Source organism: Acidisoma sp. C75 (assembly GCF_054665095.1).
Genome location: NZ_BAAFHD010000001.1, coordinates 26,046 through 46,277 on the forward strand (window position 1 = coordinate 26,046; position 20,232 = coordinate 46,277).

Annotated in this window: 18 protein-coding genes and 1 tRNA gene; 12 read left to right on the forward strand and 7 right to left on the reverse strand. The window is 70.5% G+C overall.

Annotated features, from left to right (window positions below; translation table 11 throughout):
- Positions 1–24 precede the first annotated feature (24 nt).
- From ACYQ7X_RS00100 to ACYQ7X_RS00110, 3 genes are all read left to right on the forward strand, one after another.
- Entirely contained in the window at positions 25–1,272 is a 1,248-nt protein-coding gene (locus tag ACYQ7X_RS00100; protein WP_459694781.1) for a low temperature requirement protein A, read from the forward strand.
- Between the two features lie 147 nt (positions 1,273–1,419).
- A complete protein-coding gene (locus tag ACYQ7X_RS00105; RefSeq protein WP_459694782.1) occupies positions 1,420–2,148 on the forward strand; it encodes a 6-phosphogluconolactonase in 729 nt (242 codons plus the stop codon).
- The gene (locus tag ACYQ7X_RS00110) at positions 2,148–2,660 is read left to right on the forward strand and encodes a hypothetical protein (RefSeq protein WP_459694783.1); all 513 of its coding nucleotides are present in this window, start codon (positions 2,148–2,150) and stop codon (positions 2,658–2,660) included. Before ACYQ7X_RS00105 ends, ACYQ7X_RS00110 begins: the two co-directional genes overlap by 1 nt.
- 28 nt (positions 2,661–2,688) lie before the next feature.
- On the opposite strand, the gene ACYQ7X_RS00115 is transcribed toward ACYQ7X_RS00110, so the two are convergent.
- Entirely contained in the window at positions 2,689–3,180 is a 492-nt protein-coding gene (locus ACYQ7X_RS00115; RefSeq protein ID WP_459694784.1) for a hypothetical protein, read from the reverse strand.
- A 140-nt stretch (positions 3,181–3,320) separates the two neighbouring features.
- Between ACYQ7X_RS00115 and ACYQ7X_RS00120 the strand changes: the two genes are divergently transcribed.
- On the forward strand, positions 3,321–4,661 hold the full coding sequence (locus ACYQ7X_RS00120; protein ID WP_459694785.1) for an O-acetylhomoserine aminocarboxypropyltransferase/cysteine synthase family protein: 1,341 nt from the start codon (positions 3,321–3,323) through the stop codon (positions 4,659–4,661).
- A gap of 373 nt (positions 4,662–5,034) precedes the next feature.
- Here the strand turns inward: ACYQ7X_RS00120 and ACYQ7X_RS00125 are convergent, their stop codons facing one another.
- Complete coding sequence (locus tag ACYQ7X_RS00125; RefSeq protein WP_459694786.1) at positions 5,035–6,030, reverse strand: ferritin-like domain-containing protein; 996 nt, start codon at positions 6,028–6,030, stop codon at positions 5,035–5,037.
- Between the two features lie 154 nt (positions 6,031–6,184).
- A tRNA-Leu gene (locus tag ACYQ7X_RS00130) sits at positions 6,185–6,271 on the reverse strand.
- Between the two features lie 161 nt (positions 6,272–6,432).
- Here ACYQ7X_RS00130 and ACYQ7X_RS00135 point away from each other — a divergent pair.
- The 3 genes from ACYQ7X_RS00135 to ACYQ7X_RS00145 all read left to right on the forward strand — a co-directional run bounded on the left by ACYQ7X_RS00135 (position 6,433) and on the right by ACYQ7X_RS00145 (position 8,995).
- On the forward strand, positions 6,433–7,380 hold the full coding sequence (locus ACYQ7X_RS00135; protein WP_459694787.1) for a complex I NDUFA9 subunit family protein: 948 nt from the start codon (positions 6,433–6,435) through the stop codon (positions 7,378–7,380).
- Between the two features lie 71 nt (positions 7,381–7,451).
- Entirely contained in the window at positions 7,452–7,679 is a 228-nt protein-coding gene (locus ACYQ7X_RS00140; protein ID WP_459694788.1) for a hypothetical protein, read from the forward strand.
- Positions 7,680–7,807: 128 nt separating this feature from the next.
- Positions 7,808–8,995, forward strand: coding sequence for a multidrug effflux MFS transporter (locus ACYQ7X_RS00145; protein WP_459694789.1), 1,188 nt, complete (start codon positions 7,808–7,810; stop codon positions 8,993–8,995).
- A gap of 11 nt (positions 8,996–9,006) precedes the next feature.
- Here the strand turns inward: ACYQ7X_RS00145 and ACYQ7X_RS00150 are convergent, their stop codons facing one another.
- Positions 9,007–11,343, reverse strand: coding sequence for an FdhF/YdeP family oxidoreductase (locus ACYQ7X_RS00150; RefSeq protein ID WP_459694790.1), 2,337 nt, complete (start codon positions 11,341–11,343; stop codon positions 9,007–9,009).
- Positions 11,344–11,446: 103 nt separating this feature from the next.
- Positions 11,447–12,346, reverse strand: a complete 900-nt coding sequence (locus ACYQ7X_RS00155) for a branched-chain amino acid aminotransferase (RefSeq protein WP_459694791.1) — start codon at positions 12,344–12,346, stop codon at positions 11,447–11,449.
- 101 nt (positions 12,347–12,447) lie between these two features.
- Here ACYQ7X_RS00155 and ACYQ7X_RS00160 point away from each other — a divergent pair, with 101 nt between their 5' ends.
- From ACYQ7X_RS00160 to ACYQ7X_RS00170, 3 genes are read left to right on the forward strand one after another with little or no spacing between them, the layout of a single operon-like run.
- The gene (locus ACYQ7X_RS00160) at positions 12,448–13,032 is read left to right on the forward strand and encodes a MarR family winged helix-turn-helix transcriptional regulator (RefSeq protein WP_459694792.1); all 585 of its coding nucleotides are present in this window, start codon (positions 12,448–12,450) and stop codon (positions 13,030–13,032) included.
- Entirely contained in the window at positions 13,029–13,814 is a 786-nt protein-coding gene (locus ACYQ7X_RS00165; RefSeq protein ID WP_459694793.1) for a response regulator transcription factor, read from the forward strand. Before ACYQ7X_RS00160 ends, ACYQ7X_RS00165 begins: the two co-directional genes overlap by 4 nt.
- Positions 13,815–13,851: 37 nt before the next feature.
- Complete coding sequence (locus ACYQ7X_RS00170; protein WP_459694794.1) at positions 13,852–15,180, forward strand: ATP-binding protein; 1,329 nt, start codon at positions 13,852–13,854, stop codon at positions 15,178–15,180.
- 31 nt (positions 15,181–15,211) lie between these two features.
- Here ACYQ7X_RS00170 and ACYQ7X_RS00175 read toward each other — a convergent pair whose 3' ends face one another.
- Entirely contained in the window at positions 15,212–16,717 is a 1,506-nt protein-coding gene (locus ACYQ7X_RS00175; protein ID WP_459694795.1) for a helicase HerA domain-containing protein, read from the reverse strand.
- Between the two features lie 41 nt (positions 16,718–16,758).
- A complete protein-coding gene (locus tag ACYQ7X_RS00180; RefSeq protein WP_459694796.1) occupies positions 16,759–17,997 on the reverse strand; it encodes a BaiN/RdsA family NAD(P)/FAD-dependent oxidoreductase in 1,239 nt (412 codons plus the stop codon).
- A 65-nt stretch (positions 17,998–18,062) separates the two neighbouring features.
- Between ACYQ7X_RS00180 and tpiA the strand changes: the two genes are divergently transcribed.
- Both tpiA and ubiM read left to right on the forward strand, forming a co-directional pair.
- On the forward strand, positions 18,063–18,839 hold the full coding sequence (gene tpiA, locus ACYQ7X_RS00185) for a triose-phosphate isomerase (RefSeq protein WP_459694797.1): 777 nt from the start codon (positions 18,063–18,065) through the stop codon (positions 18,837–18,839).
- A 185-nt stretch (positions 18,840–19,024) separates the two neighbouring features.
- Positions 19,025–20,209 carry a 5-demethoxyubiquinol-8 5-hydroxylase UbiM gene (gene ubiM / locus ACYQ7X_RS00190; protein WP_459694798.1) on the forward strand — a complete coding sequence of 395 codons (1,185 nt, stop codon included), beginning with the start codon at positions 19,025–19,027 and terminating at the stop codon, positions 20,207–20,209.
- The last annotated feature ends 23 nt before the right edge of the window (positions 20,210–20,232 follow it).

Sequence of the window (20,232 nt, forward strand, 5' to 3'; positions counted from 1 at the left end):
CACCGCCCGATCGGAGGCCCTGCCGTGCCGGATGCCACGCGCCTTTTCGCCCCCCTGCTTCGCCGCGGCCCGCGTGCCGATCTTCGCCGGCTGCGCGCGGGCTCCGGGGAGGATGGCGCGGGGCAGGCGCGCGTCACGAATACCGAGCTGTTTTTCGATCTCGTTTTCGTCTTCGCCGTCACCCAGCTCTCCCACATCCTGCTGCCGCACCCCGATGCCGGCAATGCGGCGGAGGCGCTGCTGCTCTTCGGCGCGGTGTGGTGGAACTGGATCGATACCTCCTGGGTCACCAACTGGCTCGATCCGGATCGCCCGGCCGTCCGCATCATGCTGCTCGCCCTGATGGCGGGAGGGCTCGTGCTGGCCGGCTGCCTGCCGCTGGCCTTCGGCGGCCGTGGCCTCGGCTTCGCGCTCGCCTACGCCGCCATGCAGGTCGGCCGTCCGCTCTTCATGGTCTGGGCGCTCGGGCCGCATGGCGGGGCCAATCTACGCAACTTCCAGCGCATCAGCCTCTGGGCGATGGCGAGCGCCGTCTTCTGGCTCCTCGGCGGCCTGCTCGCGGGGGAGGCGCGCTTCCTCCTCTGGCTCCTCGCGCTCGCGCTTGATCTCGGCTCCGCCTGGGCCGGCTTCTGGGTGCCGGGGCTCGGCCGCTCCACCACCGCCGATTGGGATGTCGATGGCGCGCATCTGGCTGAGCGTTGCGGCGGCTTCGTGCTCATCGCGCTGGGCGAATCGATCACCGTCACCGGGGCCGCGTTCTCCGGCGCCACCTGGTCGCCCAGCCTCTGGGCGGCCTTCGCCGCCGCCTTCATCGGCACCGCGGCCATGTGGTGGCTCTATTTCGATCGCGGGGCGGAGCATGGCAGCCGCCATATTGCCACGGCGGCCGATCCCGGGCGCATCGCCCGCATCGTCTATACTTATCTGCATGCGGTGATCGTCGCGGCGGTCATCCTCGGCGCGGTCGCCGATGAGTTGGCGATGGCGGCGCCGCATGCCCTGGGCGCGCCGATGGCAAGGGCGGTGGTGCTCGCCGCGCCGGCGCTCTACCTGCTCGGCTCCATCGGCTTCAAGGGTCTCGTCGCCGGGCGTCTGCCGCTCTCCCATCTCGTCGGCTTGGCGCTGCTGGCGCTCGCGGCTCTGGCTGGCGGCGGCTTCGGCCTGCTCGCGCTCAATGGCATGACCAGCCTCCTCCTCGTGATCGTCGCACTCTGGGAATGGCGCTCCTACGCCCGCGGGCCGCGCCCGGCGGCGCGCGCGAGCGTGGTCTGATCGGCCTGCGCGCTTGCGGCCGGCGCGCTCAGGCGGGCTGTCCCTCGGCTCTAGCCTGTTGTTTGTGCGAGCATCTTGCCCCTGGGCCAGATGATTTCCTCCGCCCCGGATCTGCTTTAGAAGAACCCCGAGCCTTCGTGGAATGGGATGACGATGCACCTGGTCTGGACCGATAGCCCCGCCGCCTTCGCGCGCGAAGCCGCCGCTGCCGTGGCACGGCACCTCGCCCGCACCCCGGATGCGGCGGTCGCGCTGCCCACGGGCATGACGCCGGTCGGCCTCTACCAGCAGCTTCTCGCGGCGCGCGATGCCGGGGCGGCGTCGCTCGCCGGCGCCTATTACTTCAACCTCGATGAATATGTCGGCGTGCCGCCGGCCGACAGCCACAGCTTCGCCGCCTTCCTGCGGCGGCATTTCCTGGATGCGGCGGATGTGCCGGCCGATCATGTCCGGCTGCTCGCGGGGGATGCGCCCGATATCGCAGCCGAAGCCCGCGCCCATGATGCCGCCGTCGCGGCGCGCGGCGGGCTCGATCTCGCGATCCTAGGCCTCGGCGGCAACGGCCATATCGCCTTCAACGAGCCGGGCGCCGACTGGTCGGCGATGACGCATGTGGTGCCGCTGACGGAAGAGACGCGCGCCGCCAACGCGGCCTATTTCGCCGATGCCTTCACCGTGCCGACGCATGGGCTGACCATGGGGATCGGCATGATCCGCGCCGCGCGCCACATCCTCCTGCTCGTCTCGGGCGCCGCCAAGGCGGAGGCGCTGGCCGCCTTCCTGGCCGGCACGCCCGATCCTGCCTGGCCGGTGACGGCGCTTTGCGGCCATCCGGGCTTGACCGTCATCGCGGACCAATCCTTGCGGAGTTCCTGATGCCCCTCCCGCGCGCCCGCTTCCGCCTGCCGCTCCTCGTCCTCGCCGCGCTCCTGCTGCCAGTGCTGGCGTTGCTCGCGGCATCGGGGCCCGCGGCGGCGCAAGCGGCCGGGCAGGCGCCGCCCGCCTGCGCTGCCGGGCAGACGGATGATACCATGCGCCCGCTGCCGCCCGGCCTCGTGCCCGCGGCGCGGCGGGCCTTCGGGCTCTCGGCCAGCATGCCGGCTTCGGTGATCGCGGAAACCACGGTCTATCGCTGCGATGCCGGCCGAACCCTGATCTGCACGGCAGGGGCCAATCTGCCCTGCGGCAAGGCCGATCGGCTCACCACCTCGGCCGCCGCCGATAGCTGGTGCGCCGCCCAGAAGGATGGTGCCGTGGTGCCCGCCTTCGTCACCGGGCATGATACGGCCTATGCCTGGGCCTGCCAGGGCGGCAAGGCGGTGGCGGGCCGGCCGGCACCGCTCGACGATCGCGGCTTTTTCCGGGATTATTGGAAACCGGTTTCCTGACCGGACGGCGCTGCTCCAGCCGCGAGCTTTATCCGCCGGCGCCCGCGGCCGGCGGGGGCATCGGCCCGCAGAGCCTGGCGAGCGCGGTTTCGGCCTCCGCGCTGCCGCTCACGCTCTCGCCCTTGGCGAAAGCTCTCGTCCATTCCACCACGAAGGGGCGCCAGCCGGTGGCGGCGCCATCCCGCCCCTCGTCGCGCACGAAGCCGCAGACCGCGGGGCTCTTGCCGGTCGATTCGAACAGCCCGGTGAACTGCGCGCTGCTCGGGTGTTCCAGCTGCGCGGCGATATAGGCTTCGGCGAGGCCGGCTGCCTTGCGCGGCGCCGGATCGGTGATGTGCCGCGCCCTGAAGGCGGCGGCGGTCTCGGGGGTCGCCGCAGCTGCGGCCGCGGCCTCGCTTTGCCGGCCGATGAAGGGATGCGGATAGAGCGCCGGTGGGCTCGTGCAGCCGGCGGCTGCGAGCAGGGCGAGGGCGAGCGGGGCGAGGAGAGAGCGGGCGATCAGCCGGGGCAGGGCGCGCATCGCGGCATTGGCGCATGGCGGCGGCGGAGGGTCAAGCAGCGCCCTCTATCCCCCGCCGCCCGCGCCTTTGACTTTCCGGCGGCGGGGTGAAATCGTCCCTCCGCCAGCCCCACCCAACAGAAAAGAAAAGGCGCGCAGTCATGGTTGATGAAACAGAGCCGGCCGGCCAGCCCCCCGCGCGGGCCGAGGCGCGCGCCCATTGGCGGCCCGAGACGCTCGCGCTGCACGGCGGCAGCTACCGGGCGGACCCGGCGACCGGCGCCGTCGCGGTGCCGATCTATCAGACGACCTCCTACCAGTTCCAGGATACCGCCCATGCCGCGCGTCTCTTCGCGCTGCAGGAACTCGGCAATATCTACACCCGCATCATGAACCCGACCCAGGACGCGCTGGAGCAGCGGCTCGCCGCGCTCGAAGGCGGTGTCGCCGCATTGGCACTTTCCTCCGGCCAGTCGGCCTCCGCCTTCGCCATCCTCAATATCGCCGAAGCGGGGGACAATATTGTCAGCTCCACCGATCTTTACGGCGGCACCTGGGCGCTTTTCGCCAATACCTTGAAGCGGATGGGGATCGAGGTGCGCTTCGTGGACCCGGCCGAGCCGGAAGCCTTCGCCCGCGCGACCGACGCCCGCACCCGCGCCTATTACGCCGAGACGCTGCCCAATCCGAAGCTCGAGGTTTTCCCGATCGGCGAGGTCGCGGCCATCGGCCGGCGGCTCGGCGTGCCGCTGATCGTCGATAATACCGCGGCGCCGCTGACGGTGCGGCCTTTCGACCATGGCGCCGCGATCGTGATGTATTCGACAACGAAATATATCGGCGGCCACGGCACCTCGATCGGTGGCGTCATCATCGATGGTGGCAATTTCCCGTGGGAGGCGCATCGCGCGCGCTTCCCCCTGCTCGCCGAGCCCGATGCCGGCTATCACGGTGCGGTCTGGATCGAGGCGGCGAAGCCCCTCGGCCCGATCGCCTATATCCTGCGCGCCCGCGTCGTGCTGCAACGCGATCTGGGGGCGGTGCTCTCCCCCTTCAACGCCTTCCAGCTCATCCAGGGGCTGGAGACGCTGCCGCTGCGCATCCGCCAGCACAATGCCAATGCGCTCGCGGTTGCCGGCTTCCTGAAAGACCACCCCAAGGTCATTCGCGTCATCCATCCGAGCTTGCAGGAAGGGGCGCTCCGCGCGCGGGCGGATGCCTATCTGCGGGGCGGCTATGGCGCGCTGGTGGGCTTCGAATTGCAGGGCGGCGCCGCGGCCGGTGCGCGCTTCATCGATGCGCTCGGCCTCTTCTACCATGTCGCCAACATCGGCGATGCGCGCAGCCTTGCCATCCATCCGGCGACCACCACGCATTCCCAACTGACCCCGGAGGAGCAGGCAAAGACGGGGGTGACCCCCGGCTATATCCGCCTCTCGATCGGCCTCGAACATCCGGACGATATCCTCGCCGATCTCAGCCAGGCCCTGGCGCGGGCCTGATCGATCGGCGGCGGATCGCCCGGACAAAGAAACAGCCGCCTGTTGCGGTCAGGCGGCTGTTTCTGCATGACCGGCTGGCGCCGGTGTCGGAAATCCGAAGCGCGCGACGCTTCGGATTTCGATCACGCCATCGAAAGGTTTCATTCGGGAAGTCGCTTGTCAACATCTGGTCATGCCGGAGCCGGGTCTCCGGTGCCGATGTTGCGGTGCAGCGCCGAGCGTGATCGCCGCTCCTTGGGGCTTCGTCCGCGGCAGTCCGCGCAGCGCCACGCGCCCCAGGGGCAAGCCGCAGCCATGCCCGACGCGCTTGCAAAATCAACCGCCTAGAGCAGTCCGGCCGGCGCGTGGGGGGTGAATCGCGAGGCCGTGGCCCTCAGCCTTTGCGACGCTTGACGGCTTTCATTACCTTGACAAAAAGGCGGGTCAGCATTGGCATTGTCGTAGGCCGCAGCAGGCGCGGATCGTAGCCCGCGAAGCGGCGGTCGTTCTCGGCGAGGCAGACCTCCATGAGATCGACCACGCCGATATCGACGTTGCTGACGGATTGAGCGCCCGTCACGGTGAAATTATTGTCCTGTTTCGTTTCGCGCCCGTCCGCATCCATGCCGCGGGCGAGGCCGATCCGCTCGTAGCCGAGGAAGGCCCAGACCGCCCAGACCCGCATTTCGAACCAGGGGCGCTTGTACCAGGGCAGGCTCGCGCGGTGCCAGGCGAGCCAATTGGCGAAGAGCAGGATATGGCGGCATTCCTCCTGCATCACCGGCTCGAAGGTCTCGATCAGTTCCGGCGGAAAGAAGCCCGAGCGCTTGGCCACCTCGAAGAGGCCGAAGGCGAAGAAGCTATCCACGCATTCGCTGAAACCGGTGACGAGATAGGCCCATTCGGTATCTTTCGGCGTCTTGTAGGGCGGCTCGGAGGCGAGCGGGATGCCATAGGCTTCCACGAGCTTGGAGAGCACTTCCTTGTGCCGGTTCTCCTCCCAGGCGTTGAGCGCGAGGGCCTGGCGCATGTCGGGATCGGAGAGGGCGCCGGCATAGGCCGCCATGCGCAGCCGCGCCTTGCCCTCGGTCTGCACCGCGATGTCCCAGATCGGCAGCGAGGTTACCCGGTGCAGGGTCTCGGGGTCGAGCTTCGGCCAGGGAATGACGGACGGGCGGTAGGGGTTGAAGGTCTCCTCGAACATGCGGTGGACCTCCCGCTTATGTTCGGCCGAGCCCGGGCGCAGCGGGCCGGTCTCGCGGCTCTGCCAGTGGCGGGCCACCCGGTCGGCGATGTCCATCGCCTCCTGCGGCCGCTCGCTCGGCAGGACCGGCGGCACGAAGCCCGGCACATGCGATTCGGTGAAGAAATCATCGGCAAAGGCGCTCATGCTCAGACCCTGTCTCATCCGCCGCGCCGCGCGGCCTCCCGGGGCCTCGGCACGCGCGCTATGTTTCATGGTTTACGCGCCGCGTCCACGAGGCGGATGCGGCGAAAACTGCACGCACCGATGCTCGGAACCGCTAAGCTCTCGAAAGAGAGGATGGTGCCCAGAAGAAGACTCGAACTTCCACGACCTTGCGGTCACAGGTACCTGAAACCTGCGCGTCTACCAATTCCGCCATCTGGGCAATGCTGCGGTGGGCGGCCATGTAGACCGCGCCGGCCCCCGCGTCAACCGCCCTTGTCGCCAAGGGGCGAGGGGCGAGCCGCGCGCCAGCTTGAGGGCTGCTCTGACGCGCCATTATCCTGACGCAAAAGTTTTGTCCGATCCCACTCCAAGGAGAGCGAAATGCTTGCCAACGCGCCTAAGATTGCAACGGTTTTCGGCGGCGCCGGGTTCATCGGCCGCCATCTGGTGCCGTTGCTCGTCCAGGCCGGCTACACGGTGCGCGTCGCCACCCGCAATACGGAGCAGGCGATGCTGCTCCGCGTCATGGGCCGGCCGGGGCAGGTGGTGCCGCTCTACGCGCCCATCACCGATGCCGGGGCGATCGCGCGCGCGGTCGCCGGGGCGGAGGTGGTGGTCAACCTCGTCGGCATCCTGGCCGAGGGCAAGCGGGGGGATTTCGCCCGCATCCAGGGCACCGGCCCGCGGCTGGTCGGCGATGCCGCGGCGAGCGCCGGGGTCAGCCGCCTCGTGCATCTCTCGGCGATCGGCGCTTCCGGCACCAGCCAGAGCGGCTATGCGCGCAGCAAGGCGGCGGGTGAGGCGGCGATCGCCGCAAGCTTTCCGCGCGCCGTCATCCTGCGTCCCTCGATCGTCTTCGGGCCCGAGGATTCCTTCTTCAACCGTTTCGCGGCCCTGGCCCAGATCTCGCCCGTGATGCCGGTGATCTCCGGCGGCACGCTGTTTCAGCCGGTCTATGCCGGGGATGTGGCGGCCGCCATCATGGCGGCGCTGGCGCTGCCCGATACGGCGCCCCGGCTCTACGAACTCGGCGGCCCCGAGGTGCTGAGCTTCCGCGACCTCCTGGCCTATATCCTGAAGCAGACCGGTCGGCCGCGGCCGCTGGTCGCCATTCCCCCCGCGCTCGCCGCCTTGCAGGCGCGGATCCTGGAACGGCTGCCCGGCAAGCTGCTGACGACGGATCAGCTCACCATGCTCAAAAGCGACAACGTGGCCAGCGCCCTGCTGCCCGGCCTCGCTGCGCTCGGAATCACGCCCACGCCGATCGGCATGGTCGTGCCGGCCTATCTCGCGGGGTATGGCCGCCCCCGCCGCTTGTCAAAAGCGTGAGGCGCCCAAGATGCAGGGGCGTGTTTCACGCTGATGAGCCAAGCGAAAGTCTTCAAAGAAAGGAGTATGTCATGACAATCCCATCGCTGCGTGCGGCCCTCATCGGCCTCGGCCTCGGCGCTGCCACCCTGTCGCTCTCCGCTTGCGGCCATTCGCCGCTGACGCGCGCGCTGACCGGCGGTGCGCTGGGCGCGGGCGCGGGCGCCGCCGTCGGTGCCGTGACGGGCGGGAATGCCGGCACCGGCGCGCTGATCGGTGGCGGCATCGGTGCCGCGGGTGGCGCGCTCACCGCGCCCTGAGCCTTGGCCCAAGCGGCCTGTCCGATCGCCTGCGGCAAGAAGCTCGCCGCGGGCAATCGGGCGGCCGGCAAGGCTGATGTCGTAAATTCGAGCCTCCGCGCGCAGAAGAGCTGTGCGAGAGAGGGATAATGATCGTCCCTGTCTGGCTGCCTGCGCTGCTCGGCTTCCTCACCGCCGTCGGCTCCGTCTCCATCGATATGTATCTGCCGGCCTTCCCGCAGATCGCGCGGGAGCTGGGGGCGGTGCGCGGTGGCGCGCAGATCACGCTCGCCGCCTTCTTCCTCGGCCTCGCCCTCGGCCAGCTCATCCTCGGCCCGCTGGCGGATCGTCTCGGCCGCAAGGCGCCGCTCGTCGTCGGCATGTCGCTCTACACCGTCGCGACCGTCGGCTGCGCGCTCGCCCCAGGGCTCTTTTCCTTCTCGGTCTTCCGCTTCCTCGCGGCCCTCGGCGGCGCTTCCTCCATGGTGGTGCCGCGGGCGGTGGTGCGGGATCTGGCGACCGGGCCGGGGGCCGCGCGCATGATGGCGCAACTCATGCTGGTCATGGGCGTCTCGCCCATCCTCGCCCCGGCGCTCGGCGGCGTCGTGCTCGGCTGGGTGGGCTGGCGCGGCATCTTCTGGGTGCAGGCGGTCTATGGCGTCCTCAACCTCTCCCTCGTCGTCTGGCTGCTGCCCGATACGCTGCCGCTGGAATTGCGCGTCCGCCACGGGCTCTTCAGCGTAATCCGCCGCTACGGCCAGGTCGCGCGGGATCGGAGCTTCCTGCCCGCGGCGCTCACCGTTGCCTTCGCAAGCGCCACGCTCTTCGCCTATCTCGGCGGTTCGCCCCTGGTCTTCGAAAAGGGCTTCGGCGTCAGCCCCATCGTCTATGGCGGCATCTTCGGCCTGAACGGCTTCGCGCTCATCGTCGCGAGCCAGCTCAACGGCCGCGTCTTCGCCAGCCGTTTCGGGATCGACCGCACGCTGAACGCCGCGGTGCTGACGCTGCTCTCCGCCACCGTCTATCTCTCGCTGCTGGCGCTCCTCGGCCTCGCCGGGTTGGTGCCGACGCTGATCGGCCTCTTCATCGCCGTCGGCTCCCTCGGCTGCGTCTTTCCGAACGGCACCGTCGCCGTCATGTCCCGCCAGCATGCCAATGCCGGCGTCGCCTCGGCGCTCACCGGCACGCTGCAATTCTCGATCGGCGCGGTGAGCGGCATGATGGTGGGGGAGCTGAGCGATGCCTCGCCCCGCGCCATGGCGGTCTGCATGCTGATCTGCGCCCTGGCGGTCACGGGGTTCAACCGCCTCCGCCCGCGGGCGCTCCCCGGCGGGTGAGGCCGCGCGTGTCAGGTGGCGGCTGAAGCGCCCCCGGCCGCAGGGCGGATCCGCACCGGGATCGATTTGTAGGAGGGCGTGCCGCTCCGCCGGTCGATATGGGAGAGCGGCACCAGCACATTCGCCTCCGGGTAATAGGCGGCGGCCGAGCCGCGCGGCAGATCATAGGCGACGAGCGTGACCCCGCGCAGCACCGCGCCGGGGCGGGGCGCTTCCCCGCTCGGCGGCACCGCCGCCACATCCACCACGTCGCCGGGTGCGAAGCCGCGGGCGGCGATATCCTCGGCATGCAGAAAGATCACGTCCCGCCGGCCGAAGACGCCGCGATAGCGATCGTCGAGCCCGTAGATCGTGGTGTTGTACTGGTCGTGGCTGCGCAGCGTCGTCAGCGTCAGCGCCTCCGCATCCGCCGCGCGCGGATCTTCCTGCAAGCCGGGGAAGAGGCGGAACTCCGCCCGGCCGGACGGCGTCTGCCAGCGCCGCTCGGCCGCGGCCAGGGGCAGGCGGAAGCCGCCCGGCTCGCGCACCCGGCGGTTGAAATCGGCGAAGGCCGGAAACACCGCCGCGATCGCATCGCGGATCCGGTCGTAATCGGCGATAAAGCCTTCCCAGTCGATGCCGTAGCGGTCGCCCAAGGTGGCGCGCGCGATGCCGGCGATGATCGCGGGTTCCGAGCGCACCTCGGGCGAAGGCGGCGGCAGCCGGCCGGCGGAGGCATGGACCATGGACATGCTATCCTCGACCGTGACGCTCTGCGGGCCGCCCGCTTGCATGTCGATCTCGGTGCGGCCGAGGCAGGGGAGGATGATGACCTCGCGGGCGAGCAGCAGGTGGGAGCGGTTGGGCTTGGTCGCGATATGCACCGCGAGATCGAGGCGGCGCATGGCGGCGAAGCTCGTCTCGGTGTCGGACATGGCGACCGCGAGGTTGCCGCCCAGCGCCACCATCACCTTGGCGCGCCCCTCCGCCATCGCCTTGATCGCCTGCACCGCATCATGGCCATGGGCTTCCGGCGGCTCGAAGCCGAAGACCCGGCGGATCCCTTCGCGCAGCGCCTGCGGCGCCTTCTCGTCGATGCCGACGGTGCGATCCCCCTGCACGTTGGAATGCCCGCGCAAGGGGCAGATGCCGGCGCCGGGCTTGCCGATATTGCCGCGCAGCAACAGCAGATTGGCCAACTGCTGCACATTCTCGGTGCCATGGGCATGCTGGGTGAGGCCCATGCCGTAGCAGGCGATGACGGCCCGCGCCTTGGCGTAGAGCGCCGCCACCTCTTCGAGTGCTGCGCGGCTGAGGCCGGAGATCCGCTCGATCGCCTCCCAGCCGGTCGCCTCCAGATCGGCGCGCAGGGCCTCGAAGCCGATCGTGTGCTCGGCGATGAAGGCACGGTCCAGCAGGCCCGCTCCGCCGGCCGCGCGGTCTGCCGCATCCTGGGCCAGCAGGGCCTTCATGATGCCCTTGAGGGCGGCCGCATCGCCGCCGACCTTCACCTGGTGATAGACGCTGGCGATCGGCGTCGCGCTGAAGGTCGCCATCTCGACCGGCGCCTGCGGATCGGCGAAGCGTTCCAGCGCGCGCTCGCGCAGCGGGTTGAGCACGACGATCGGCGCCCCCCGCCGCGCCGCCTCGCGGAGCGTGCGCATCATACGCGGATGGTTGGTGCCGGGGTTGTGGCCGATCGAGAGGATGAGATCGGCATGGTCGAAATCTTCGAGGCTGACCGTGCCCTTGCCGATGCCGATCGATTCCGGCAGGCCGACGCTCGTGGCCTCGTGGCACATGTTGGAGCAGTCGGGGAAATTGTTGGTGCCATAGGCGCGGACGAAGAGTTGGTAGAGGAAGGCAGCCTCGTTGGAGGCGCGGCCCGAGGTGTAGAACTCCGCCATATTGGGATCGGGCAGGGCGTTGAGATGGGCGGCGATCCGCGCGAAGGCCGCCTCCCAGCCGATTGGCACGAGCCTGTCGCTCGCCCGGTCATAGGTCAGCGGATGGGTGAGGCGGCCGAGATTCTCGATCTCATGATCGCTCCAGCCGAGCAGCTCGCTCACCGTGTGGCGGGCGAAGACCTCGGGCGTCGCGCGCTTCTTGGTCGCTTCCCAGGAAACTGCCTTGGCGCCGTTTTCGCAGAATTCGAAGGTCGAGGTGTGCTTCGGGTCCGGCCAGGCGCAGCCCGGGCAATCGAAGCCGCCGGGCTGGTTGTTGCTCAGCAGCAGCTTGCCGCCGGAGACGGTATCCATCTGCTCGCGGAGCGCGCGGGCGACGGCGCGCAGCGCGCCCCAGCCGCCGGCGGGCGCGGTATAGGGCTCGATACCGGGGGATTTGCCGGCATTCTCGGTGGCATCGCTCATCCGGTCTTCCTCCCCCGTCGCGGCAGATCGCGGGCGAAGGAAGGGCGGCCTTGCCCGGTCGCCCCTCCGCCCATTCCGTTACGGCCCGGTCGGGGCCGCGGTTTCAGGCGGCCAGCGCCGCCACCTGCTCGGGCGGCATCTGCACCAGCGCCTCGTAATCCTTGAGCAGCCTCTCGGTGATCGGCCCCGGGGTGAAGCCCAGCTCGCCGATCTGGCGCACCGGCGTCACCTCGGCCGCGGTGCCGGCGAGGAAGACCTCGCTCGCCTGTTTCAGCTCCTCGGGCAGGATCGCGCGTTCCACCACCTTGATCTGGTGGCGCCGGGCGATGCTCATCACCGTGCGGCGGGTGATCCCGTCGAGGAAGCAGTCGGGCGTCGGCGTATGCAGCTCGCCATCCATCACGAAGAAGATATTCGCACCCGTCGCCTCGGAGACCTGGCCGCGCCAGTCAAGCATCAGCGCATCGTCGAAGCCCTCGTCCTCCGCCTTATGCTTGGACATGGTGCCGATCATGTAGAGCCCGGCGGCCTTGGAAGCGGTGGGCGCGGTCTGCGGATGCGGGCGGCGCCATTCGGCATGGCCGAGGCGCACGCCCTTCATGCGGTCGTTGCCGAAGAGGTTCGGCCAGGCCCAGACGGCGATGGCGAGGTTGATGCGGGTAAGCTTGGCGGAAACCGCCAGCTGCTCGGAGCCGCGCCAGGCGATCGGCCGCACATAGGCATCCGTCAGGTTATTGGCGGCGAGGGTGGCGCGGCAGGCCTCGTCGATCTCCTCCACCGTGTAAGGGATCTCGTAGCCGAGGATCTGTGCCGAGCGCTTCAGCCGCTCCGAATGCGCGCGAAGCTTGAAGATATTGCCGGAATAGGCGCGCTCGCCCTCGAAGACGGCGCTGCCGTAATGCAGCCCATGGCTGAGGACGTGCAGTTTCGCCTCCCGCCACGGGCGCAGCGCGCCGTTCCACCAGATCATGCCATCCCGGTCATCGAAAGGAACGAGCGTCATTGGTATGTTTTCCGAAATATTGTTGCTTAGAACGCCCTCAGGTTATGATCTGCTTTCTTGTTTAGTCAATAAACCTGTCTTAAACTGCGAGTATGTCAGCTATGCCGCCCACTCCGCTCCCGAACGCGGCGCCGGTTGCGCTTCCCGCCGCGCATCCTGCCAGCGCGCCCGCCCCCTCCAATGCCGGGGCGGGGCTGCTGTTCCTGCGCGAGGAAGAGATCAGGCTGGCGCAGGATACGCTGTTTTTCGCCTATCGGCACTTCACCCATGCGGCGGATGAGGTGCTGGAGACGCTCGGCCTCGGCCGGGCGCATCACCGGGCGCTGCATTTCATCGGCCGACAGCCCGGCATCAGCGTGAGCGATCTGGTGGAGATTCTCGGCATCACCAAGCAGAGCCTCGCCCGCGTGCTGACGACGCTGGTGGAGGATGGCTACGTCATCCAGGCGACGGGCCGGGCCGATCGGCGCCAGCGCCTCTTGAGCCTGACCGCGGAGGGAGCGGCCTTGGAACGGCGCGTCTTCGAACGCCAGCGGGATGTTCTGCTCCGCGCCTATCGGGAGGCGGGCGGCCCGGCGGTGGAAGGTTTCCGCCGCGTCCTTCGCGCGTTGATCGATGAGACGGGCCAGGCGCATCTCGCCGCGGCGGAGGCGGCGGCGCGGGACGTCCGCGCCCGCTCGGCATGAGCGGCGGCGGGTCGGCCCCCGGTGGCGCGTCGGGCGGCACCGCCAATGCCGCCGCCGGCAGCCCGGCCGATGGCTGCCTCAACGCTCACATCCTCGTCGTCGATGATGACGAGCGGCTCCGCCGCCTGCTCGTGCGCTATCTCTCCGAACATGGCTTCCGGGTCACGGCGGCGGCGGATGCGGCGGAGGCGCGGGCGAGCCTCCGCTCGCTCCGCCCCGATCTCATGGTGCTTGACGTGACGATGCCGGGCGAGACCGGGCTGCAATTCGTCGATGATCTCCGCCGCAACGGGGCGGCGGAACTGCCGGTGCTGCTGCTGACCGCGCGCGGCGCGCCGGAGGATCGTATCGCGGGCTTCGAGGCGGGCGCCGATGATTACCTCGGCAAGCCCTTCGACCCTTATGAACTCGTGTTGCGCGTCCGCGCCCTGCTGCGCCGGGCTGGTGCCGCCGCCAGCGCCGGCACCACGGCGGCTGAGATCGGGCCGATCCGCCTGGGCGAGGCGGAGTTCGATCCGGCGCGCGGGGAATTGCGCAACGCCCAGGGCCCGATCCGGCTGACGGGCGGGGAAGTCGCCCTCCTCACCGCCCTTGCCCGCAAGCCGCACGAAATCCTCTCGCGGGAAGAGATCGCTGCCGCCCTCGGCATGGCAGAGCCGGGGGAACGCGCGATCGACGTGCAGGTGACGCGGCTGCGCCGCAAGATCGAGCAGGACAGCCGCGAGCCGCGCTTCCTCCATACCGTGCGCGGCCGCGGCTATGTGCTGAAGCCGGGGCTGTGAGGGCGATGCCCCGCCCGGCAGGGGCCGGCGTCGCGGCATGAGGCTGCGGCTGGAGCGGTTTCTCAAGAAATTCCTGCCGCGCGGCCTCTTCGCGCGCAGCCTGCTCATCATCCTCGTGCCCATGCTGCTGCTGGAACTCGTCATCCTGCAGGTCTTCTACGGCAGCCATCTCGGCATCATCTCGCGCCGCTTCGCCTTCAGCATCGCCGGCGAGATCGCCTTCACCCTCGACCAGCTGGACGAGAACCGCACCCCCTCCGCCGAATACCGCGTGCTCCAAGCGGCCCAGCGGCAGTTCCAGATGGCGATGACGATCAATCTCGGCGCCAAGCTCGTCCATCGCAAGGAGATCAACCTCATCGGCCCGATGGACGATGATCTGACTGAGGCGCTGAGCCAGCACCTCGCCAAGCCCTTCACCACCGATTGGGTGAGCAATCCGAACTACGTGCTCGTCAGCGTGCAGCAGAAGGATGGGGTGGTGCATGTCTTCATCCCGCGCAAGCGCCTCTGGGCGGGGTCGCTCTTCCTGTTCGGCGCCTGGGTGTTCGGCACCTCCATCCTGCTGGTGGTGATCGCCAGCCTGTTCCTGCGCATCCAGGTGCGCGGCATCCGCAGGCTCGCCCGCGCGGCGGAAGCCTTCGGCATGGGGCGCGATCGCGGGCCGATCCGCCCCGAGGGCGCGCGGGAGGTGCGGCGCGCCGCACTCGCCTTCAACCGCATGCAGGACCGTATCCTCCGCTTCCTCTCCCAGCGCACCGATATGCTGGCCGGCGTCAGCCATGATCTGCGCACGCCGCTCACCCGGCTGCGGCTCAGCCTCGCCATGCTGCCGCGCACGCCGGAGACGGAGGCCGATATCGCGGATATGACGGCCGATCTCGAAGAGATGGACCGGATGATCGGCGGCTATCTCGCCTTCGCGCGCGGCGAGGGGGATGAGAAGACGCAGCTGGCCGATCTCTCGGCGATCCTCGACGAGGTGGTGAGCGCGGCCCGCCGCTCCGGCGCGCGGGTCAGCCTCGCGGGGCCGGCCGATATTGTGGTGCCGCTGCGGCCCGATGCCATCCGCCGCGCCATCACCAACCTCGTCGATAATGCCGCCAAGCACGCCCCGCATGTCGCGGTGGCACTCGTCGCGCGCTCCGCCCAGGCGGTCGAGGTGACGGTGGATGATGACGGGCCGGGCATCCCGGCGGAGCGGATCGAGCTGGTCTTCCGCCCCTTCGAGACCGGGGGCGCGCAGGGTGGCCACGGCCTCGGCCTCACCATCGCGCGGGATATCGTGCGCGCGCATGGCGGGGAGATCACGCTGTCGCCGAGCCCGCTCGGCGGCCTGCGCGCCACCATCCGCCTGCCGGTTTGAGAGTGCACAGGGCGCGGGGCCGCCCCGGCCTTCAGGCGGTCAGCCGCTCCTCGGCATGCGGGTCGCCCGGCGCGGTCGCCCAGGCAAGTTCCACGAGCGTGACGATGCGCCGGCCGGCGCCATCCTGCTGGCAGACGATGAGGCCCTGCTCCTCCATATAGGTCAGCAGCCGCCGCGCCCGGCCGAGGGAGCGGGTGCCATAGGCGCGGGCCAGCGCCGCGTCCCCCGGGCAGGGGGCACCATCACGCGCGGCGCGCGCGATCATCATGAAGATGCCCTGGCAGTCCTCGGGCAGCACGGCGGCGCGCGCGGCGACATCGCGCCACACCGCATCCTCAGCCATCTCGGCGGTAATGCCGGCGCGGGCGCGGGTCAGCATGCGGCGGAAGAGCGGCAGGTCCGGCGTGCCGGCGCCCAAAGCCTCGATCCGGCAGCGGACGAGGAAATCCTGATAGAGCACGCCGACCGGGCGGAACCCGGCCTCCGGGTCCGCGAGGATCGCGCGGAGGATCTGGTCGAGCCGCGCCTGCCGCACTGCCCGCTCCTCGGGCGTCTCCGCCGCCGCCTCCTCCGCGGCCGCGCCGCTCGGCGCTTCGGCGGCCGGCCGCGCCGCCATTAGCTGCGCCAGCAGATCGGGCGGCGGCGCCACCGGCGCACGGCGGGGCGAGAGCCGCGCCTCGGGCGGCGGGGCTGCGAGGATGATCGCCGCCGCATCCTCAGGCCTCGCCTCGGGCAGCGGCATCAGCCGCGGCAGCGCGGTGCGCGGCGCCGTCTCCGTCTCGCCGATGCGTAAGGCGAGCGGGCGGCGCGAGAGGGCCGGGCCGAGCGCCATGAACCGGCCGCGTTCGAGATCGCGGAAGCTCTCCGCCTGCCGCCGCTCCATGCCCAGAAGATCGGCGGCGCGCGCCATGTCGATATCGAGGAAGGTGCGCCCCATGAGGAAGTTGGAGGCTTCCGCCGCCACGTTCTTGGCGAGCTTGGCGAGCCGCTGCGTCGCGATCACCCCGGCGAGGCCGCGCTTGCGCCCGCGGCACATCAGGTTGGTCATCGCGCCGAGCGAGAGTTTGCGCGCCTCGTCCGACACTTCGCCCGCGATCGCGGGGGCGAAGAGCTGCGCCTCGTCCACCACCACCAGCATGGGGTACCAATGGTCGCGCGGCACGTCGAAGAGGCCGCCGAGGAAGGCCGCCGCCCGGCGCATCTGGCCCTCGGCATCGAGCCCTTCGAGGTTCAGCACGGTCGAGACGCGGTGGCTGCGCGCCCGCTCCCCGGCAAGCTGCAAGGCCTGCTCGCTATGCGCCTCGGCATCGATCACGAGATGGCCGAAGCGCTCGGCGAGCGTCACGAAATCGCCCTCCGGGTCGATGACCGACTGCTGCACCCAGGGCGCGCTCTGCTCCAGCAGGCGGCGCAGCAGGTGAGATTTGCCGGAGCCGGAATTGCCCTGCACCAGCAGGCGGGTGGCGAGCAGTTCCTCCAGGTCGAGCATGGCCGGGGCGCCGGCCGTTGTCTGCCCCATCTCGATCGCGATCGTCATGTCTCTTCGAGTCGCATCCCTTTGGCGAGCGGAGCGGGATATCAATCCCGGCGCAGCCAGTCGAGCAGACCCTGCCCTGCGGCGAGGCCGGTGGCGCAGCAGGCTTGCAGCAGATAGCCGCCGGTCGGCGCGTCCCAGTCGAGCATTTCGCCGGCGGCGAAGACGCCCGGCAGGCGCCGGATCATGAAGCGATCGTCAAGCTCTGCCCAGTCGATCCCGCCGGCCGAGGAGATGGCGCGGGCGATCCCTGCCGTGCCGTCAGCCGTCAGCGGTAGCGCCTTGATCAACCGGGCGAGGCTTGCCGGCTCGCGCGGCAGATCGCGCCGCACCTCGCGCAGCAGGGCGATCGCGGCGGGGGCGAGGGCGAGGCTGCGGCGGAGCCCGTTCGCCAGGCTATCGCGCGGGCGCAGCGCGCCGAGCCGCGCCGCGATCTCGGCCTCCGTCATCTCCGGCCGCAGATCGAGGGTGATCGGCTGCGGCCCTTCCTCTGCCGCGGCGCGGTGGATGGCGGCGGCGAGCGGATAGGCGGCGCCGCCCTCCAGCCCGTATTCGCTGAGGATCGCGTCGCCGCGCGTGGCCTCTCCCCGCCAGCCAAGGCGCACGGATTTCAGCGGCGCACCCGCGAAATGCTGGCGCAGATGCGCGCTCCAGCCGATGGCGAGGCCGGCATTGGCCGGGGTGAGCGGGCGGATGGTGATGCCGCGCGCCCTGAGCGGGGAGACCCAGCCGCCATCGCTGCCGAGCCGTGGCCAGGAGGCGCCGCCGAGGGCGAGGAGCGTGGCGCGGGGCCGCAGCGGCGGCCGCGCTTCGAGGTGGAGGGTGCCGTCCGGCGCGATGCCGATGAAGCGGGCGCGCGGCACGAAGCCCACGCCGAGGCGGGTGAGGCGCGCGAGCCAGGCGCGGAGCAGCGGGCTCGCCTTCATCGCGCGCGGGAAGATGCGGCCACTCGTCCCTTCGAAGAGCGGCTGGCCGAGCCCCTCCGCCCATGCCCGCAAGGCGGCAGGCGGGAAGGCGCGAATGGCGGCGAGCAGGCGCGGATCGGCATCGGGCCCGTAGCGGGTGAGGAAGCGCTCCAGCGGCTCGCCATGGGTGAGGTTGAGGCCGCCGCGCCCGGCCATGAGGAATTTCCGCGCGAGGCTCGGCATCTGGTCGTAGAGGGTGACGCGCCGGCCCGCCGCGGCGATCACCTCGGCCGCCATCAGCCCGGCCGGGCCGCCGCCGATGATGGCGATCTCTGTCTGGTCCTCGGGCGGCGGGGCGGTTATGTCGGGGGCAGGCATGGGGCGCGGCGGCTCCGGCTCGGCTCAGGGGCAGGTCTTCCTGCATAGACGACAGAGAGGGCAGCATGCGTAAACCCCTGGTGGGCACCGGCTGGAAGATGAACCATGGCCCGGAGGCCACCCGCCGCTATGCCGAGCGGCTGCGCGCATGGCTCGCCGGGCGTGATCTCTCGGGGCTCGATCTCTTCGTCCTGCCGCCCTTCGTCTCGCTGCCGGCGGCGGCGGAAGCCTTCGCGGGCTCGGCCATCGGCATCGGCGCGCAGAACGTCCATTGGGCGGAGAGCGGCGCCTGGACCGGGGAGATCTCGGCGCCGATGCTGTGCGAGGTCGGCTGCCGCTACGCCGAACTCGCCCATTCCGAGCGTCTGGAGCATTTCGGCGAGACCTATCCGCTGGTGCGCCGCAAGCTCGATGCCTGCATCGCGGCCGGCCTCACCCCCATCCTCTGCCTCGGCGAAAGCGCGGCCGAGAAGGCGGCCGGCCGGGCGGACGAGACGCTGCGGGCGCAGCTTCGCACGGCACTCGCCGGGCAGACGGCGGAGAGCGTTCCCTCCGTCATCCTCGCCTATGAGCCGCGCTGGGCGATCGGCCAGGCGGAGGCCGCGCCGCCGGCCTATGTCGCCGAGCGGCACGGCGCCTTGCGCGATCTGCTGGGCGGCGAATGGGGGGTGGCTGCGGCAGAGGCGACGCGCATCATCTATGGCGGCTCGGTCTCGCCCACCAATGGCGCGGCACTCGCGGCGCTGCCCGAGGTGGACGGGCTCTTCATCGGCCGCGCCGCCTGGACGCCGGAAGGCTTCGCCGCGATGATCGAGATCGTCGCCGCCGCGCGGCGGGGATGAGGGGCGGGGCGCGGCGGCGCGGGCAGACACCTCAGAAAACCCTCACGGATCCCTCAGAAAACCATCAGGAATGCGCGCCCCGCGGATGATCCCCGCTGGTCATAAATCGGTGTCATGCGCCGCCGCCTGCATCCTTGGCGGCCAAGGCGCGGTAGAGAGGATGCGGCTTCGAGGGGGAGTGCTTCATGTATGACATCGCGATCATCGGCGGCGGTCCGGTCGGCCTTGCCTTCGCCCTCAGCCTCGCGGGTTCCGGCCTTCGGCTGGCGCTGATCGAGCGGCAGGGCGCGGCGGCGCTCGCCGATCCGGCTTTCGACGGGCGGGAGATCGCGCTTACGCATCATTCGCGCGCCATCCTGGAAGAACTCGGCGCCTGGCCCCTGCTGCCGGAAGGCGCGGTCTCGCCGCTCGCCCGCGCCCGGGTGCTGAACGGGCGCGGGCCGCAGGGCCTCGTCTTCACCCCGCCGCCCGCCGTCGCCGGCCAGCCGCTCGGCTTCCTCGTTCCCAACCATCTCATCCGCCGCAGCCTGCATGCCCGATTCGCCGAGGCGCAGGCCGCCGATCTCTTCGCCGGTGTCGCGCTCGACCGGTTCACGATCGGCGCGGAGGGGGCGTCGCTTCACCTCGCGGATGGGCGGAGCTTGGGCGCGCGGCTCGTCGTCGCCGCCGATACGCGCTTCTCCCAGGCCCGCGCGGCGCAGGGCATCGGCGCCATCCGGCATGATTTCCGCCGTAGCATGCTGGTCTGTCGCATGGCGCATGAGGCGCCGCATCAGGAAACAGCAACCGAGTGGTTCGCCTATGGCCAGACGGTCGCGCTGCTGCCCGTCAATGGCGGCATCTCCTCGGTGGTGATCACCCGCAGCCCGGCGGAGATCCAGGCCCTGATGGCGATGGAGACGGCGGCCTTCGAGGCGGAGATGGGCCGCAGCCTCGCCCGCCGGCATCTCGGCCGGCTGCGCCTCATCTCCACCCGCCACGCCTATCCGCTGGTCGCGACCTATGCGCACCGCTTCACCGCCCACCGCTTCGCGCTGATCGGGGATGCCGCCGTCGGCATGCATCCGATGACGGCGCATGGCTTCAACCTCGGCCTCGCCGGCGCCCACCTGCTGGCTGGCGAGATCCGCGCGGCGGGGGATGCCTTCGCGGCGCCCGCCACCCTCGCGCGCTATGCGGCGGCGCATCGCCGGGCGAGCTTCCCGCTCTTCGCCGGGACCAATGCCATCGCGACCCTCTACGCCCAGGAGAGCCCGCCCGCGCTTATCGCCCGCCATGCCGTGCTCGGCCTCGGCGCGGCGCTGCCGCCGGCCCGGCGGATGATCGCCGCGATGCTGACCGATCGCCGCGCCGGCCCCCGCGCGGCCTGACCCCCAAGCCTGAGCATTAGCCT

Bases quoted from the DNA above. Each gene is read 5' to 3' on its own strand.
- tpiA (WP_459694797.1), top strand. From the start codon at position 18,063: ATGCGTAAACCCCTGGTGGGCACCGGCTGGAAGATGAACCATGGCCCG.
- ACYQ7X_RS00145 (WP_459694789.1), top strand. From the start codon at position 7,808: ATGATCGTCCCTGTCTGGCTGCCTGCGCTGCTCGGCTTCCTCACCGCC.
- ACYQ7X_RS00160 (WP_459694792.1), top strand. From the start codon at position 12,448: ATGCCGCCCACTCCGCTCCCGAACGCGGCGCCGGTTGCGCTTCCCGCC.
- ACYQ7X_RS00140 (WP_459694788.1), top strand. From the start codon at position 7,452: ATGACAATCCCATCGCTGCGTGCGGCCCTCATCGGCCTCGGCCTCGGC.
- ACYQ7X_RS00155 (WP_459694791.1), bottom strand. From the start codon at position 12,346: ATGACGCTCGTTCCTTTCGATGACCGGGATGGCATGATCTGGTGGAAC.
- ACYQ7X_RS00165 (WP_459694793.1), top strand. From the start codon at position 13,029: ATGAGCGGCGGCGGGTCGGCCCCCGGTGGCGCGTCGGGCGGCACCGCC.
- ACYQ7X_RS00125 (WP_459694786.1), bottom strand. From the start codon at position 6,030: ATGAGCGCCTTTGCCGATGATTTCTTCACCGAATCGCATGTGCCGGGC.
- ACYQ7X_RS00180 (WP_459694796.1), bottom strand. From the start codon at position 17,997: ATGCCTGCCCCCGACATAACCGCCCCGCCGCCCGAGGACCAGACAGAG.
- ACYQ7X_RS00105 (WP_459694782.1), top strand. From the start codon at position 1,420: ATGACGATGCACCTGGTCTGGACCGATAGCCCCGCCGCCTTCGCGCGC.
- ACYQ7X_RS00175 (WP_459694795.1), bottom strand. From the start codon at position 16,717: ATGACGATCGCGATCGAGATGGGGCAGACAACGGCCGGCGCCCCGGCC.
- ACYQ7X_RS00150 (WP_459694790.1), bottom strand. From the start codon at position 11,343: ATGAGCGATGCCACCGAGAATGCCGGCAAATCCCCCGGTATCGAGCCC.
- ACYQ7X_RS00120 (WP_459694785.1), top strand. From the start codon at position 3,321: ATGGTTGATGAAACAGAGCCGGCCGGCCAGCCCCCCGCGCGGGCCGAG.
- ACYQ7X_RS00115 (WP_459694784.1), bottom strand. From the start codon at position 3,180: ATGCGCGCCCTGCCCCGGCTGATCGCCCGCTCTCTCCTCGCCCCGCTC.
- ACYQ7X_RS00135 (WP_459694787.1), top strand. From the start codon at position 6,433: ATGCTTGCCAACGCGCCTAAGATTGCAACGGTTTTCGGCGGCGCCGGG.
- ubiM (WP_459694798.1), top strand. From the start codon at position 19,025: ATGTATGACATCGCGATCATCGGCGGCGGTCCGGTCGGCCTTGCCTTC.
- ACYQ7X_RS00170 (WP_459694794.1), top strand. From the start codon at position 13,852: ATGAGGCTGCGGCTGGAGCGGTTTCTCAAGAAATTCCTGCCGCGCGGC.
- ACYQ7X_RS00110 (WP_459694783.1), top strand. From the start codon at position 2,148: ATGCCCCTCCCGCGCGCCCGCTTCCGCCTGCCGCTCCTCGTCCTCGCC.